General features: G+C 53.4%; 14 protein-coding genes and 2 pseudogenes. All 16 read right to left on the reverse strand.

The genetic code is table 11. The features are described from left to right. Positions 1-72: 72 nt before the first annotated feature. The 16 genes and pseudogenes from DWZ16_RS02690 to DWZ16_RS02755 all read right to left on the reverse strand — a co-directional run bounded on the left by DWZ16_RS02690 (position 73) and on the right by DWZ16_RS02755 (position 16641). Positions 73-1364, reverse strand: a pseudogene (locus tag DWZ16_RS02690) (UDP-N-acetylglucosamine 1-carboxyvinyltransferase). Between the two features lie 290 nt (positions 1365-1654). Continuing rightward, a complete protein-coding gene (locus DWZ16_RS02695; protein WP_243021901.1) occupies positions 1655-3625 on the reverse strand; it encodes a hypothetical protein in 1971 nt (656 codons plus the stop codon). A gap of 20 nt (positions 3626-3645) precedes the next feature. Next, on the reverse strand, positions 3646-4134 hold the full coding sequence (locus tag DWZ16_RS15850; RefSeq protein ID WP_243015235.1) for a hypothetical protein: 489 nt from the start codon (positions 4132-4134) through the stop codon (positions 3646-3648). Between the two features lie 299 nt (positions 4135-4433). Next, positions 4434-5027, reverse strand: a complete 594-nt coding sequence (locus DWZ16_RS02700; protein ID WP_118522236.1) for a hypothetical protein — start codon at positions 5025-5027, stop codon at positions 4434-4436. 195 nt (positions 5028-5222) lie between these two features. Next, positions 5223-6143, reverse strand: a complete 921-nt coding sequence (locus tag DWZ16_RS02705; RefSeq protein WP_022358659.1) for a nucleotidyltransferase family protein — start codon at positions 6141-6143, stop codon at positions 5223-5225. A 205-nt stretch (positions 6144-6348) separates the two neighbouring features. Next, positions 6349-7590, reverse strand: coding sequence for a glycoside hydrolase family 10 protein (locus tag DWZ16_RS02710; protein WP_118522237.1), 1242 nt, complete (start codon positions 7588-7590; stop codon positions 6349-6351). Positions 7591-7922: 332 nt separating this feature from the next. Next, positions 7923-8593 (reverse strand): annotated as a pseudogene (locus tag DWZ16_RS02715) (V-type ATP synthase subunit D). A 113-nt stretch (positions 8594-8706) separates the two neighbouring features. Further along, positions 8707-10080: a V-type ATP synthase subunit B gene (locus DWZ16_RS02720; RefSeq protein WP_022358662.1), complete on the reverse strand. Its 1374-nt coding sequence runs from the start codon at positions 10078-10080 to the stop codon at positions 8707-8709. Beyond that, a complete protein-coding gene (locus DWZ16_RS02725) occupies positions 10081-11850 on the reverse strand; it encodes a V-type ATP synthase subunit A (protein ID WP_107000825.1) in 1770 nt (589 codons plus the stop codon). It lies immediately after the preceding gene. A gap of 24 nt (positions 11851-11874) precedes the next feature. Next, complete coding sequence (locus DWZ16_RS02730; RefSeq protein WP_118522238.1) at positions 11875-12195, reverse strand: V-type ATP synthase subunit F; 321 nt, start codon at positions 12193-12195, stop codon at positions 11875-11877. Continuing rightward, positions 12188-13162, reverse strand: a complete 975-nt coding sequence (locus DWZ16_RS02735) for a V0D/AC39 family V-type ATPase subunit (RefSeq protein ID WP_118522239.1) — start codon at positions 13160-13162, stop codon at positions 12188-12190. Before DWZ16_RS02735 ends, DWZ16_RS02730 begins: the two co-directional genes overlap by 8 nt. A gap of 27 nt (positions 13163-13189) precedes the next feature. Beyond that, positions 13190-13783 (reverse strand): V-type ATP synthase subunit E, encoded by a 594-nt coding sequence (locus DWZ16_RS02740; RefSeq protein ID WP_118469034.1) that lies wholly within the window; start codon positions 13781-13783, stop codon positions 13190-13192. A gap of 45 nt (positions 13784-13828) precedes the next feature. Beyond that, positions 13829-14296: a V-type ATP synthase subunit K gene (locus tag DWZ16_RS02745; protein ID WP_022358667.1), complete on the reverse strand. Its 468-nt coding sequence runs from the start codon at positions 14294-14296 to the stop codon at positions 13829-13831. A 2-nt stretch (positions 14297-14298) separates the two neighbouring features. Beyond that, positions 14299-15981 carry a V-type ATP synthase subunit I gene (locus DWZ16_RS02750; RefSeq protein ID WP_412694270.1) on the reverse strand — a complete coding sequence of 561 codons (1683 nt, stop codon included), beginning with the start codon at positions 15979-15981 and terminating at the stop codon, positions 14299-14301. Positions 15982-15998: 17 nt separating this feature from the next. Then, on the reverse strand, positions 15999-16313 hold the full coding sequence (locus DWZ16_RS16495) for a hypothetical protein (protein WP_412694271.1): 315 nt from the start codon (positions 16311-16313) through the stop codon (positions 15999-16001). A 19-nt stretch (positions 16314-16332) separates the two neighbouring features. Further along, entirely contained in the window at positions 16333-16641 is a 309-nt protein-coding gene (locus DWZ16_RS02755) for a hypothetical protein (RefSeq protein WP_107000830.1), read from the reverse strand. Positions 16642-16648: the final 7 nt, after the last annotated feature.

Genomic DNA, 16648 nt, shown 5'->3' on the forward strand with positions numbered 1-16648 from the left:
AAAAGTTTCAACAGTACGATAACATACTCCGCGGTGTCTGTCAAGCAATATGTGACACCGTATTCTTTTTTATCAGCCCACTTTGAGTCTGAACTTCTGCGCCTCTTTCTCGGAATCGACTTTCTCGATCACCGCGCCCAGTCCCTGCAGCTTCTTCTCAAAATGCTCATAGCCTCTCTGGATATAACCAATCTCATCAACGGTCGTATATCCTTCCGCTGCCAGCCCCGCAATGACCAGGGCAGCGCCTGCGCGCAGATCTGGTGCCTCCACCTGTGCTCCAGTCAGCTTCTTCACACCGGTAATGATCGCGGTATTGCCCTCAACCTTGATGCGTCCACCCATGCGGGCAAGTTCGTCCACATATTTAAAACGGTTTTCAAAAATACTCTCGGTCACTACACTGGTTCCCTCTGCCAGTGCCAGGGTCACGGTGATCTGCGGCTGCATATCAGTCGGAAATCCCGGATACGGAAGTGTCTTGATATCGGTATGCACATGGCTCGGGCGTCCCACAACACGAACCGCCTCATCAAACTCCGTCACCTCACAGCCCATCTCGATAGCTTCGCAGAAATTGCTTCCAGATGCTTCGGAATGACATTCTGTACCATCACATCGCCGCGGGTGATCGCTGCCGCACACATAAATGTACCTGCTTCGATCTGGTCCGGGATGATCGAATATTCGGTTCCATGCAGCTTGTGGACGCCGCGGATGCGGATCACGTCGGTTCCGGCACCTTTGACATTGGCTCCCATGCTGTTTAAGAAGTTCGCCACATCGACGACATGCGGTTCTTTCGCCGGATTCTCGATGATCGTCTCGCCCTCTGCCAGCGTCGCTGCCATCATGATATTGATCGTCGCGCCGACCGACACCATATCCAGATAAATATGGGTACCAACTAAATCAATCGCATGTGCGAGCACCGCGCCATTTTCCACCTGTACCTTCGCACCGAGGGCACGGAAGCCCTTTAAATGCTGGTCGATCGGACGGCTGCCGATGTTGCATCCGCCCGGAAGCGGAACCTGTGCGCTTTTATACTTGCCAAGCAGGGCGCCAATAAAATAGTAGGAAGCTCGGATCCGACGGATGTACTCGTCATCCACATGGATCGCATGAATCCCCTTCGCATTGATGCGGACAGTGTGCCGGTCAATCCGGTCTACCATCGCGCCAATCTCCGAAACAGCCTCCAGAAACACGTTGATATCACGCACGTCCGGCAGATTTTCTATTAAAACATCCTCGTCAGTCAGAATCGATGCCGCCAAGATTCCCAGCGCCGCATTCTTCGCTCCGCTGATAGTCACTTCGCCTACCAGCGGATTTCCGCCCTTCATAATAAATTGTTCCATTCTGCACCTCAAAATCTATTATCTTACGATACTTACACGCGCCAGATGGCGCCTCAAATCTTTAATATTTTCTTAAATTTATATCACGTTATCTACATGATTATATCATAACATCTCAATTTGTAAAGCACTGGCTTTCCGTTTATTATTGTTCACGCATATGTGCCCGGTAATGGAATTTGCCGTGGCTTCGCATTTTAATACGGCAAATTCCTGCTGCCACCACGTTTTCTTACGGCACTTTCGGTTCCAAAAGTGCCTACCCGTGAACAGTAATTTCCGTTTTTCCCTTAATTGGAAAGGAAACAAATGAAATCATTGCCTCCGTTTCCCTCGAAAAATGCCGCTGCATCGTTGAGTCCCATCTTATCCGTGTAGGCAAATTCCGTGCCCGGATACCAGAGACAGGAGATGTTGTACGCGTCGTATCCACAGATCAGACCATAGCTTCCGTCTCCCAGATATGCCACCACCGGCATGCCCGCGTAGACAAAGTAGAGAATCTGGTTCAGCGTCAGCCCGCGTGCGTCGATTAACTCTGTGCCATCCGAGGAGGTCGTCTTTCCGTCCGCCATATCCGACAGATAGCGGCTGACGGTTCCCGCCATATTCTGGACGTCTCGGATCGTCTTCGCGTCGCTCCGGTTTGCTCTCACCCAGACAACCCGGTCATTTTCATCCGTTACGAGTCCCATGCCATCGTAAGCTGCCTGCACCGCGCTGGAAAATTCCGCATACGAGCCTTTCAGGCGTCCCTCGCTGTAGGCACTGTAAATCCGCTGTGCAGCCGCGCCATTGTTCTGAAGCACAATCACATCATTTTCTTCTGCTGCCACCTGCTTCGGAACATGCACCTTCGTGCTCCGTGCCGTCTTGCCTGCATCCAGCTTGACGCAGTAGAGACGCCCCTTTGCGCTGTCATTTAACGTAGCGATTCCATCCAGTGGATCTTTCGACACTTCCTCATTACAGACCAGCGTGTCCTCGTCCATCGGCTGATAGCCGCTTCCTATCTGGCGCATCCGTGACAGATGAACCCGGCTGTCCTGAATCCGCACATCCACCAGGCTGATGCCCGGCTTCTCATAGCGGGTCTCCATCTCCATATTGCTGCCGACGATCTCGACCGCATACAGCGGAAGCCCCGTCACACGTCCGTCCATCGTAAGCTGCTCGTTCGGATGGGCAAGCCCGTAGACTAAGTCGGTTCCGACAAATCCGATCAGCCGGATCACGGTCTGATCCGGGAAAGAAATCTCATCCTTCTTGCCTGTCTCCAGATTCATGACATGCAGCTTGGTCGAACGGTAAATATCCGCCCCATCCTGCCACGCAATCCGGGAGGCATCCGTGCTGACTGCAAAATTTTCCTCCGTCAGGCCATCTGCCACCACCATGTACTCTTTTCCCGTCAGATCGACACTGTAAACCGCATGGTTCATCAGCACATACAGTGTCTGCCCGCCGCTTAAGTAGCACAGCTGGTTGATATCCTGACGCAGGTTGCCGTAATCGGTCGATGCCGGCAGATACAGCCGCTCTGTCAGGGCATTTCCCGCACTCTCATAGCGGTACAGCGCGATTCCCGTCGTTCCCTCGTGGTTACCGCGGCTCATATAGCCGTACACGGCAAAATCAATCTGGCCTGCCTCGCTCACATCCAGAATCTTGATTCCGTAGGTATCATAATTGACCCTCGTATCATTCTCGCTCTTGCGGAACGCAAATACCTTTGTGCTCTCTTTTTTTCCTGTATCATAAATCCAGAGCGCCCGGTTTGCCACAAAGGCACGGTATTTCCCCGCTTCATCCTGCATCGACTGCAGATCCTCCGCATCCGAAACCCCCAGCTGAATCCGGTCGCCAGAATAGGCGCTGCTCTCCCCCGTAAAAATCTGGTCCGCGCGGCGGTCATAATTCATCATGTAGATGCGCTGTGCGCCCAGCTTCATCGTGAAGCTCTCGATCACATCGTAATAAGCAGCCGCCTTGCCATCCTTCATCTCACTTACAACATACTTTAAATCGATCGTCCCAATGATGCCCTGCAGCTCCCGCAGATGAATTTCCGGTTCGCTGACCCGCTCCATCGAAAGCCCTTTCCAGGTCAGCTGGCTGAAATCGCTTTTTAACATCACATGTCCCAACGAACTGTTATCCGCATTCGGATCCGTCTCCAGATAGGTCGTCAGCTCCCTCGCTGAATCATAATCAAACGTCTTTTCAGAAAAGGACACCGCCAGATCGACCATCTCCTGCACACGGCTCTCCTGCTGCCACATCACGCGCGTGTAAAATAGATCGCCGGGTGCTTTTCCGTCGCGATCGCAATCGTTAAGCGGTATTCGCTTTCCTCCGTCAGAAGGTTCTGGATCGGAAGCTCCGCAGAAACCTCTTCCCCTGACTGTTCCCAGTGGTCAAGCGTTGTCCGTTCTACCAGACGTTCGCCGTCCAGACTGCGGATCTCATACTGCATCCCCGTAATCTGGGAGTCCAGCTTGTCGATCGTCACCGACAGTTTCCGGTCTGCCGGAAGCAGCGTCAGATCCCCGCGTCCAGCCGCTTTCTGGCTGTCCTCCACGAAACCGTCCAGCTCGTTCATCCGCCGCCCCAGAATATTCACATAAGCGACTGGAAGGTTCGCGTCCTCAATCGAAGTATAGACTGCCCCATCCTCCCGCAGCTGCATCCAGGACCAGGTAAAATAACCGGCTGCTGCCAGCACAAATAAGATCAGTAAAATCAGTATCTTTTTCAGGTTTTTCTTCATATATCAAATCAATTCCTTTTATCGCTCCACCATAGCAGGTCCGTATCTTCACAGGTACAGGAAAATCTACCCGCCGAACTGTTTCCGTTTTGTCATGCACGCCAAAAACTGCCGCAGGCACCCATCTGTCCCGGCGGCAGCCTTTGTTTCAGTATAACACAAGCAGGCTTCAAATTCCAGAATTTCTATGATTTGTAAGAACTCCGATTATGTTACTGTTCACGCATACGGGCCCAGTAACGGAATTTGCCGTGGCTTCGCATTTTAATTCAGAAAATTTACACCTGAAAATTGCCATTTCAGCACTTCCGACACCGTCTTCGCTCCTGCAGCTCATTCATTAATAAAACCTGAAGAAAATCCTGAAGCGGCGCTCCCCACGGATTCCCCGGTCCTCCCGGGCGCGGTCCCGGCGGCGGACTCCATGGACGGCGCTCCTGCGCGGTCAGATTCGGCTCATCCGCCTCCCACACCATATATCCAGCGTTTCCGCCCTTCTGTTCGCCCCGAAGTGGTCCATACCATACATCATTTCCAGGAAGATGCGGCTGTATGCTGGTTCCCGCCAGATTCTCTTCTCTTTCTCCACCAGGAGAATCTATTTTCAGGGAATTTTCCACCATCGCCGTTCCTTCTTCTGTGGATACGGTGCCCACGTCCGCCGCCTTCATATAGGTCGTCAGTGTATCCGTCCTTTCCGTTCCAGCCGGATAAACTTTCTGCCATTTTTCCAGTGCCCGTTTTGTCAGTTTTTCCAGAAAGATCCGATCCGGATATTCATCATAGATGGGACTCCCCTCATACTCCAGCTCATCACAGACCGCTTCCACGCAAAGCTGCATCTGCTTACATGCAGCCGGATAAAGACTCTTAAAATATGCAAAATCCTGCATCGGACTGCCATTCCCCCTTAATTCAAGGCTTACATGGTATCCTATGCAGGATTTATGCGTATCATGTTATTCTCACGTACCGTTTTTCACGTTATCCTCTGCACAGCCGAATCAGCTGCTCCATTTCGCAGTATCGTTCTCATGATGTTTTATCTTTTTAAATAATTCTGTTTCTTTAAACTGTTCCTCAAATTGTCAAAACAGTTTTTCCGGGTACACGCCCTCACGGATCAGCGCCCGGATCGACTCCGTCACGCTCTCCTTATCCTCACGGTAGGTCACACCAAACCAGCAGTCGTGCGTCTCCAGAAGTTTCACCCTTGCGCGCCCGTCGTGGATCATCTGATCGATGATCGTCGGAAGCAGGTACTCCGACTTCACGTCGCCCTCTTTCAGCCCCGCAAGAAACTCTGGAAATCCTTTTTCCAGCTCCTCCACAAAGCCCGGTGTGAGTCCCCACATATTCATCGATACATGCTGGTTCTCCTGAACCGAAACCGGATTCCCCTCTTTATCCGTCGCCGTCATGCCGTCCGCTGTCTTCTGAATATTGTAGGTTTCGGTTACGCGTTTTAAAATCTCTCCCTCGCCCACCTCACAGACGCCGCGTGTCACGCCGCCGTTCTCGCTGAGCGTATTTGCCAGAATAAAGCCGCCCATGCAGATATCATACACCGGTGCGTTCACGTCCATCTGTTCCACCATGTATGTATGAATCTTTCGGAACACTTCTTTTCCATAATAATCATCCGCATTGATCACCAGGAATGGCTCTTCGACCAGTCCGCGGATGCTCAAAATCGCCTGTCCAGTTCCCCACGGTTTTTTCCGGTCTGCCGGGACACTGAATCCCTCCGGTACATCCGAAAGCTCCTGGAATGCGTATGTCACCGGCGCAATCTTCTCAATCCGGTTCCCGATCACTTCTTTGAAGTCCTCCTCCAAATCATGACGGATCACAAAGATAATCCGGTCAAATCCAGCTTCCAGCGCGTCATGGATGGAGTAATCCATAATGATCTCCCCATTCGGACCCACCGGCTCCAGCTGTTTGATCCCTCCGCCAAAACGGCTTCCGATTCCGGCTGCCATAATGACAAGTGCTGTTTTTTTCATCTTCCCTCTCCTCGTCCGTATATTTGCTGCCATCTGAACATTATGTAAACAACAACATTTTTACTGCAATCGTATGTCCAGTATAGCACAGAACCCCTGTGGTTGCAATCATCCACAGGGGTTTCCATTTCCACAATTAAATGCGAAGCCACGGCAAATTCCGTTACTGGGCACGTATGCGTGAACAGTAACTATCAGGAAGCACTTAATGGAACAGCGCCGTCACATTCGCCACTTCCTCCGCTGCCGCCGCACGCGTCAGGGACGATAAATCATAGAAGCAGTAACCGCTTACCTGTCCGGTTGCCCGTCCAGCCTGCACCTCGCGCTTCATGATATCATGATACCGCTGCCACTCCGGCACCTCGTTGCCGTCCACTGCATCTGTTCCGGTCTTATAGAGCGCCAGACCGACATACAGCTTCACATTGCCCTTCTTTTTCAGCGTCACCCACTCATTCAGGCAGTTTGCAAACGCATAGCCCGCTGCCTGGCCGTTCTGCTTCGCCTCAAATCCCCAGTAAATCTGCGGCATCAGGTAATCCACATAGCCGCTCTGGGTCATCCACGCATCCACATCTGTAAACTGGCGGGTATCTTTTCGGAGGTTCTGTAAATATCCCTCCGGGCTGATACCGAACAATGCCTGCGGACGGATCGACTTGACCGCACTATAAACGCCCCTTACCAGCTCATTGACATTATTCCGTCTCCACGCCGCCACACTCAGCGATGTGCCGCCCGCCTGGTACTCTGGATAATCAAACCATGTTTCCGCCTTGCTGTCATCGAGATTCGGATAGAAATAATCATCAAAATGGATGCCGTCCACCTCATAATTCGTCACGATCTCTTTCACACCGTCAATAATCAGCTGGCGCACCTGCGGAATCGCCGGATTGTAATAATACTCACCATTCTGGCACAATACCCACCGGTCATTCGAACTGTCCCCGTCCTTCGCCCACGCGATCGCCGGATTTGACGCACACAGATCCGAATAACGGTTCAGATACCCCGTGATCCGGTACGGATTGATCCACGCATGAAGCTGCAAGCCCCGCTGATGCGCCGCCTGCACCGCATATGCCAGCGGATCATACCCCGGATTCTTTCCCTGTTTTCCAGAGGCAAATTTCGACCACGGGAAATACTGTGACGGATACATCGCATCTCCATCCGGGCGAACCTGTAGGAAAACCGCATTTAACCCCTTCTGTACACAGAGGTCCAGTGTCTGATCCATCGCTTTCTTATATCCAGCCTCATCCTTCGCCCATCCATTCCAGTCCAGATACGAAACCCAGACACCTCTCATCTCTCCACTTCCAGGACTGCCGCCCGATACCGGACCCGCATACGCCTTCGAAACCGGCAGGAACAACATCCCCACCGCCAAAAGAAATGCTGCCACCCAGCCGATCGCCCTCTGTACCTGCTTTGTCATGCAAAATTCCTCCCCTCATTTCCTCCTATTCTACCAAATATTTCCAATAAATACTTTACTTTTTTCTGTCTCTTTTATTTTTCCAATACACAGGGACGAGCCCGCGAGGTCCGAACCGCCTTTCATATATCTTTGTACGCATCTTGAACACAGGTGTCCGAACAGGGCGGACGCAGTCCGTCATGGGCGAACATCTGTAGTGAAAGCAAGCGAACAAAGGTATATCGAAAGGGCGGTTCGGACCTCGTGGGCTCGTCCCGTCATTTTCACAACTATGTGCAAAAAAACCTCCCCTGACAGCCCTAAAGCCGCCAGAAGAGGCATTTTCATCATCACGAACAAAGCTCCCGCTTCTCCTTATAATGATGCTTCTCCTCCAGCATCATATCCTTCACCTTCATCAGGCGGATCTGCGTGCTTCTCTCATTTTCATCCAGCTTCATCGTGATATATTTGATATTTTTGCGCGCCTCCGGAATAATTACGTGTTCCAGCGCATTGACTCTCCGGCGCGTTTTCTCGATCTCGGCTGCCATGAGCTGGCAGGCTTTCTCTGTCTCGGACAGCCGCAGCATATCCGGCAGAATGTCCGCCAGCGACTTGACTGCCCCGTCCAGATCGCTCGAAGTAAACGCAAATCCATACGAGTAAATATCGTTCTCATCCGCCGTCCGGGTCTTATAATGGAACACCGGAATATCGACGCTCATTACATTTTTCTTGTCTGCCTCCAGATAAACCGCCTGTTTCGGCGCGGCAAGCGCGGTATTTAACGCCTGCTCGGACATCCCGGCTTTAGCGATGACGAAATTCACATTCGCACTCCTGATGCCCGCCTCCACTTTCTGGCGCAGCGCCATATTTTCCCGGACCAGATCCAGGAACTGCGCATCAGCTCATCCCGCTTATCCTTCAGCAGTTTATGTCCCCGCGTGGCTGTCGCCAGCTTCTTTTTCAGCCTCGTAAGCTCCATTCGGGTCGGGTTGACCTGTGTCGATGCCATGCGTACCACCTCTCTCCTGCAATCACTTTGTCACGACAGATCCGCCAGCTCCCGCAGCCGCGTTATGACACGCCACTTTCGTTTTCAAGCGCATCCGCCATGCACAGGCATTTTTACTCTTTCCCATAATACAGATCCAGATACTTCTCATCGATACGTTTCAGCTCGCTTCTCGGCAGGATGGAAAGCAGTTTCCAGCCAATCCGCAGCGTCTCCTCGATATCGCGGTCCGTATTGTAGCCCTGGGAAACATATTCTTTTTCAAAGGCGTCCGCAAATTTTGCATAGATTAAGTCAACATCGGACAATGCCGCCTCGCCCAGGATCACCATGAGTTCCTTCGCTTCCTTGCCGCGCGCATACGCCGCAAAGAGCTGGTTTAAGGTGTTCGAATGGTCAGCACGCGTCTTGCCCTCGCCGATTCCCTTATCTTTCAGACGGGACAGCGACGGAAGTACGTCAATCGGCGGTGTGATGCCCTTGCGGTACAGATCACGGCTTAAGATAATCTGTCCCTCGGTAATATATCCGGTTAAGTCCGGAATCGGGTGCGTCTTGTCATCCTCCGGCATGGTTAAGATCGGAATCATCGTGATCGAACCATTCTTGCCTCTCTGGCGTCCGGCTCTCTCATACAGGGATGCAAGATCCGTGTACATATAACCCGGATAACCGCGGCGTCCCGGAACTTCCTTGCGGGCAGCCGAAATCTCTCGCAGCGCATCCGCGTAGTTCGTGATATCCGTCAGGATAACGAGAACGTGCATATTTTTCTCAAATGCCAGATACTCGGCAGCCGTCAGCGCCATACGCGGGGTCGCGATACGCTCAACCGCCGGATCGTTTGCCAGGTTGATAAACAGGACGGTACGGTCGATCGCGCCCGTCTCCTTAAAGCTCTCGGTAAAGAAATGCGCTTCCTCAAAGGTGATACCCATCGCCGCAAAGACAACGGCAAACGGTTCGTCCGTGCCGCGCACCTTCGCCTGTCTCGCAATCTGGGCTGCCAGATTCGCATGCGGCAGACCGGACGCCGAGAAAATCGGCAATTTCTGACCGCGAACCAGTGTATTCAGACCATCGATCGCGGAAACACCCGTCTGGATAAACTCCTGCGGATAGCTTCTCGCCGCCGGGTTCATCGGCAGACCATTGATATCGCGGCGTTCCTCCGGCAGGATCTCCGGACCGCCGTCGATTGGATTGCCCAGACCGTCAAAGACGCGTCCCAGCATATCCTCCGATACGCCAAGTTCCATCGTTCTGCCTAAAAAACGCACCTTACTATTTGAAAGGTTGATACCCGTGGAACTCTCAAAAAGCTGTACCAGCGCATTGCCGCCGTCGATCTCCAGCACCTTGCAGCGTCTCTTTTCGCCGCTCGCCAGCTCGATCTCACCCAACTCGTCATAGGTAACATTTTCCACGCCCTGCACCAGCATCAGAGGACCTGCAACCTCCTGTATGGTTCTATATTCTTTCGGCATTTAGAATGCCCCCTTTCCAGCCGCATCGGCAACCTCTTTCGCAAGTTCATCGAGGACCGCCTGATACTCTTTCTCCACGTCTTCTGCCTTCGTATATTTAAAACGTCCTATCTGCTCGCGCACCGGCATCTTGATGAGATTCTGGATGGAAGCGCCGCCTTCCAGCGCTTTCTTCGACTGCTCATAGAACGCCAGCACCAGCTTCATCATGCGGAACTGTTTCTGCAGTGGTGTATACGTGTCAATCTCATGAAAGGAGTTCTGATGCAGGAAATCCTCACGGATCGAGCGCGCCGCTTCCATTTTCAGGCGGTCGATCGGGGACAGTGCATCCATGCCGACCATCTTTACGATCTCCTCCAGCTCTGCCTCTTCCTGCAGAAGGCTCATAAGACCCTGGCGGCAGCTCATCCACTCATCCGATACATTCTCATCAAACCATTTTCCCAGATTGTCCACATACAGGGAATAGCTGGTCAGCCAGTTGATCGCCGGGAAATGGCGCTTGTATGCCAGCGCTGAGTCGAGTCCCCAGAATACCTTGACGATACGCAGCGTCGCCTGGGAAACCGGCTCGGAAATATCGCCGCCTGGCGGGGAGACGGCTCCGATTGCAGACAGCGCGCCCTCGCGTCCGTCCCTGCCAAGGCAGATGACATGACCGGCACGCTCATAGAACTGTGCCAGACGGCTTCCTAAGTAGGCCGGATAACCTTCCTCGCCCGGCATCTCTTCCAGACGTCCCGACATCTCTCGCAGCGCCTCCGCCCACCGGGAGGTGGAATCCGCCATCAGTGCCACCGAATAACCCATGTCGCGGAAATACTCTGCGATCGTGATACCCGTGTAAATCGATGCCTCGCGGGCTGCTACCGGCATATCCGAAGTATTGGCAATCAGCACGGTCCGCTGCATCAGGGAGTGCCCGGTCTTTGGATCCTTTAACTCCGGGAACTCATTTAAAACATCCGTCATCTCGTTGCCGCGCTCACCGCAGCCGATGTAAACAACAATGTCCGCTTCCGCCCATTTCGCCAGCTGGTGCTGGATGACGGTCTTGCCGCTTCCGAACGGTCCCGGTACGGCTGCCACGCCGCCCTTGGCGATCGGGAAGAATGCGTCAACGACACGCTGTCCGGTGATCAGCGGTTTTACCGGCGGCAGCTTCGTCTGGTACGGACGTCCGCGCCGAACCGGCCATTTCTGCATCATTGTAAGCTCTTTTTCACCGTTTTCCGTCTCAATGACCGCTACAGTTTCCTCCACCGTAAATTCACCGCTCTTGATCTCTTTGACGGTACCTTTTACACCATACGGCACCATAATCTTATGCTCAATGATCAGCGTCTCCTGCACGGTACCGATGATGTCGCCTGCTTCCACGCTGTCGCCCGCTTTCACGGTCGGCACAAACTGCCATTTCTTATCACGCTTTAAAGACGGAACCTCAACGCCGCGCTTTAAGTTGTTGCTGCCCGTCTCCTTCATGATATCGTCCAGCGGCCGCTGGATTCCATCGTAGATACTCGTCAGGAGTCCCGGTCCCAGTTCAACCGAAAGCGGCACATCCATCGACTCTACCGGCTCGCCAGGTCCTAAACCGGAAGTCTCCTCATATACCTGAATCGACGCTTCATCTCCGTGAATCTCTATGATCTCGCCAATCAGACGTTCGTCGCTGACGCGGACGACGTCAAACATATTGGCATCCCGCATCCCGCTGGCGATAACCAGCGGTCCTGCTACCTTCTTTATCGTTCCTTTGCTCATTGGAAGGTTTCACCCACCTTTCTATCATGCATCTCCAAACAGAATATCCGATCCAACTGCCTGTTCCACCGAATGCTTGACCGACTCCACGCCTTTTCCCGTATTCCCGGAAATCCCCGGAATCAGGATCACGGACGGAAGCGGCTGTTCCCGGTAGCGGTCAATAACTGTCTCAATCCCGGCAGCCGCCGCCTCGGTGATATAGATCACCGCGTAGGAACCAGAAGCCAGTTCCAGAAATACTTTCTCCGTCTCTTTTACATCGGACACCGGAAATGTCTCCAGTCCCAGCGCCGCAAATCCGTAGATGCTGTCGTAATCTCCGACTACTGCAACCTTATACATACATCTCCCTTATCCTTTCCCGAATCTGTTCCTCCTCAAGACCGTTCAGACGGGCGGTCAGGATGATACGGACCGTTTTAATCTCATTTTCCTTCGCCAGCACATAGGCAACCAGCGGTCCCGCCGTAAACGGGTTGTATTTCTGCGGCTTGATCGTCTCGATCAACTGATTGTCACACCACCGCTCAAACGCCGACGGCGATTCCTTTAATGCCTGCGCGCCGCCCGCATAGCGGGTTCCTTCCAGATACTCGCAGATCGCGCCGGCGCCACCAAGAGCCGCCTGTGACAGGCGCTCGATATTCAAGCTATCGCACGGTGCCATCGCACGCCGCATAAAATCCAGATGTTTTCCTGTCTTCTGGGATCGCACCGCTATCTTGATATCCGCCACCGCGACCGTCGTCTCGGCATAATCGCGGATGATCGCGTCGGACGCATTCTTTCCGCACTCATAGATAGCTGCGAGCGCCGCCCGGTCAACGATGATATCGCAGAGCTGCCCGTCGCTCGTGTGCAGAAATGTCTCACTGGCTTCCTTCGCCGCCTCCCGCATATGTGCCGGAAGCGCCTGCCAGTCCTTCTCCGCCACGATCTTCGCCATCCGCGCGCCGTCCACCTCGCAGTCGTCAAAATAGACATTGCCGTGGCTGCCCGGCGCCGCCGCATCCTTGATCGCCGCCTTTAAATTGTGGTAGAGATCCCCGTAGGAAAGCACTGCCAGGATCGCGTCGTCGCCCTTCAAAAGGTCGCGGACCGTCTCCCAGGTTTTCGTCTTCTCCCGGGTCAGGATCGCCTCCGCGCTGAGCGGTGTATCTGCATCCCCCCAGCCGTGTTCGGTCAGGAAACGCAGTGCCCCCTCGTAGCTTTTTACGGACAGCAGCTGTTCAATCTGTGCGGAGGAAAAAAGCCCATTTTCCAGCGCTCGGATCCGGGCGACCGCGTAGGCATATTTTGTATCAGACATATAAGCCCTCCTTACCTTCTCCCGCCGTTATCCAAACAGCATCGCATGTACCTTGTCCGCCAGCTCATCCCGCTGCGACGCAAACAACGCCCCGGCAGAACAATTTTCCTCGACACCGCCATACACCAGAACAAAGCCCCCGTCGATCTCCCTCGGTTCTTTTTTCAGTACCAGACTTCCGCCCTTTTCCTGCGCCGTCTTCTCTATCTTTGCCGGAAAATCATCCGGCATCCGCTCTAAATCACGTTTTGAAACATAGATTTCTCCTGCCCGATCCGTCACGAACCGGGAAAGAAGCTGCTCCATCCATGCAAAATACGCCTCATCCGGCTTTGCCAGCAGCTCCTTGTGTGCCGCCGCAAGCATTTCCTCGATGATCGCCTGCTTTGCCGCAAGGATTGCCTGGCGCTTCTTTAGCGCCGCCGAAGAACGAAGCCGTTCCTCATAGCTTTTTTCACGCTGCGCCGCTGATTTCGCCTGCTCTTCCTCCAGCTTTTTTACTTTTTCACCGGCTGCCGCAAGGGTCGTCTCCGCTTCACCGGCTGCTTTTTCCTGAATCGCAAGCGATTCCTGCTTTGCATCGTCAAGGATCTGAGCAATAATCTTATCTAATCCATTCATACGCTTCACTCCTTAACTGATTTTGATTCTTTCCGCCGTGCCAGATTACAGTGCATTGATTGCCAGAATCGAAACCAGAAGTGCCAGAATCGCATAGGTCTCAACCATCGCCGGGAACAGCATCGCTTTACCAAACTGTTCCGGTTTCTTCGCTACGATACCGATGGAAGCAACCGACGTTCTTCCCTGATGTCTCGCCGATACCAGACCAACCACGCCGATCGGAAGGCATGCTGCCAGATATAAGAGTCCCTGGGAGATCGACATGCTCATGTCAGCGCCGCCGCCAAGAAGACCAATCTTAGAAAGAGCGATGAAACCAACCAGCAGACCGTAGATACCCTGGGTACCCGGAAGAAGCTGGAGCAGAAGCACCTTCGCGAATTTATCCGGATCCTCGGTTACGACTCCGGCTGCTGCCTGACCTGCCACGCCTACGCCGTAGGCTGAACCCATACCTGCAAGAATAACCGCCACTGCAACTCCCAACAATGCAAATACAATTCCGCTCATATTTAATCCTCCTTGATTTCCACGTATTTTGTTATCTGCTTAAACGGACGGAATGCCTTTCCGCCACCCTCATAGAACTTTCCGAAAAACTCGACGTACTGCAGACGGCAGGTATGCACATACGCACCGAGCAGGTTGATCGCCAGGTTAAACAGGTGTCCGAAGCAGAATACCAGTATAAATACAATCACGCCAAATACATTATTTCCAACCATACTTCCCATCTGATTGATAACCGATGCGATAACGCCGGTTGCCAGTCCGAGCGCCAGAAGGCGCGAGTAGGAAAGCACATCCGACACCCATCCGGTAATATTGTACAAATCATATGCGCCAAGCGCCAGCCGCAGGATCGGATTCTTCTTGTCGCGCGCCGACATCACCAGAATTCCCAGCGCGCCCACGATCGCCATTCCCTTTGCCAGCGAATTAAGCACCGGCGGGAATACGATATTCATCTGCGCGATGGAACCAAACAGTTCCGTCGGAAGCAGCATCAGGATCAGCCCCAGAAGCAGGAGGTACCAGAGTACCACGTCGCAGATAAAATCCACAACCTTGCCATCCTTTAAGAGCATATATCCTTTCAGTCCCAGCCCCAGAAATAAGTGAATCACGCCAAATAACATCGAATAAACCAAAAGCTTCATCGGGTCATTTAGCGGGACAAACCAGAGCGCCGGTATTGTCACCGTATGTCCAAAATACGTCCGGCTCACGATGTCCACCGCATCTCCGAAATAACCGCCGAACATGACGCCCCAGAACAGGGTCGAAAGTCCACAGTACATAAAGAGCCGCAGTGATTTCCGCAGGTTTTCTTCCATCCTTGGGAATTTCTTAAGTGCCAGGAAGCACATCAAAAATACAATAAATCCGTATGCCGCATCTGAAAGCATCAGACCAAACAAAAATACATAGCACGCTGCCATGATGCCGGTCGGGTCCATCTCCCCCTTCGCCGGTAAGCCAAAGGACGCGGTCACGCCCTCCGCCGACGCCGCGAAGGTTCCGTTGGAGAGAAGCACCGGTGCTTCCTCATCCTCCGGCACATCCGAACTTTCCACTGCAAGTTCAAACCGGCTATTCAGCTTCTCCTCCAGTCCTTTCGCATCGCGCTTCGGGATAAATCCCGTGATCATACACGTTTTTTCCGACTGTAAGATCTCGCCGAGCGCCTCATACTTCTGTGCCCTCAGGCGGTAATAGTCGGATAACAATTTCAAATCTTCCCGCGCCGGAGCGCACTGTTTCAGTTCTTCTTCCGTCGCTGCCGCGCATCCCTCATGCTCTGCCGCCTGCGCTTTGAGTTTCTTAGCGTAAGCTGCCGGAACTTCCTCCACCGGACGCGCCGGACGGGCAAATCCAATCGACCGGAGTGCTGTCTCCAGCTTCTCCTCGTCCTCTTTCAGGCAAATTACCGCAATGCAGGTCTGGTCGGCGTCGCTTCCGACAACCTCCAGCTCCCATTTTTCAAGCTGCGGCTCCTGTTTTGCCACCGAAGCGTAAATTTCTTCCTGCGTATAAGCGCCTCCGCCGACCGCGCCGGCTAAGATAGCACACCGTTTCGTCTCCTGATACGCAAGTGGAATCTCCAGCTTCTGCCACGGTTTCAGGCTTTCCGCCTCCGCCAGCAGTCTAAGCGCCGCAGTCTTTTCCTCCGTGATCTGCTTTTGCAGGTTCAAAATGCGTTCCGCCTGACCTAAAAGCGCCTCTGCGTTCGCCTCCGTCTCCCGGTACGCGCCTGCCTTTGCAAGCGGCTTTCCGGCAAGCCCAGCAAGCTCGATGTTTCCTCCGGAACCACCGCGGCAAGCACTTCCAATGCGCGGTCCGCCGTCGCCGCATTCCGCTCAAACTTCTGCCGATCCTCCAGCGTGTCCGTCCGCTTAAATACCTCGTCCGGCTCCGCCTCCGCTGTCAGCTCCAGCACTCCGGCAGCCTGCAGAAACTCCATCAGGGACTTACGGTCCTTCTTCAGGGCACAGATACATAGCTTTTGCATCTGCAATACTGCCATATCTACATCCCTCCATTCACTAGACCAGTTCCGCTATGAGCCGGTCAACCACCTCTGGTTTCCGTCTGTCCGCCGTCTCTCTGAGCGTCTGACACTCCGCCTCGGCTTCTGCCAGTGCCTGTTTTACGTACTCCTCCCCTCTGAGAGTCAGTTCTTCTTCCTGCTTCACAGCTGCTTCTTTCCCCCTTTTCTGTGCATCTGCGAGCATTCGATCCGCTTCTGCCTCCGCCTCCGCCTTAACGCGGCGTGCATCCTCCGAAGCCTGCGCGACCAGTTCCGATGCCTTCGCCTCTGCGTCCTCGACCGCCTGGATCGTCTCCTTAATCATTGAACCA

Source organism: Clostridium sp. AF29-8BH, from assembly GCF_003478145.1.
In the GTDB taxonomy this organism is placed as follows: domain Bacteria; phylum Bacillota; class Clostridia; order Lachnospirales; family Lachnospiraceae; genus Otoolea; species Otoolea fessa.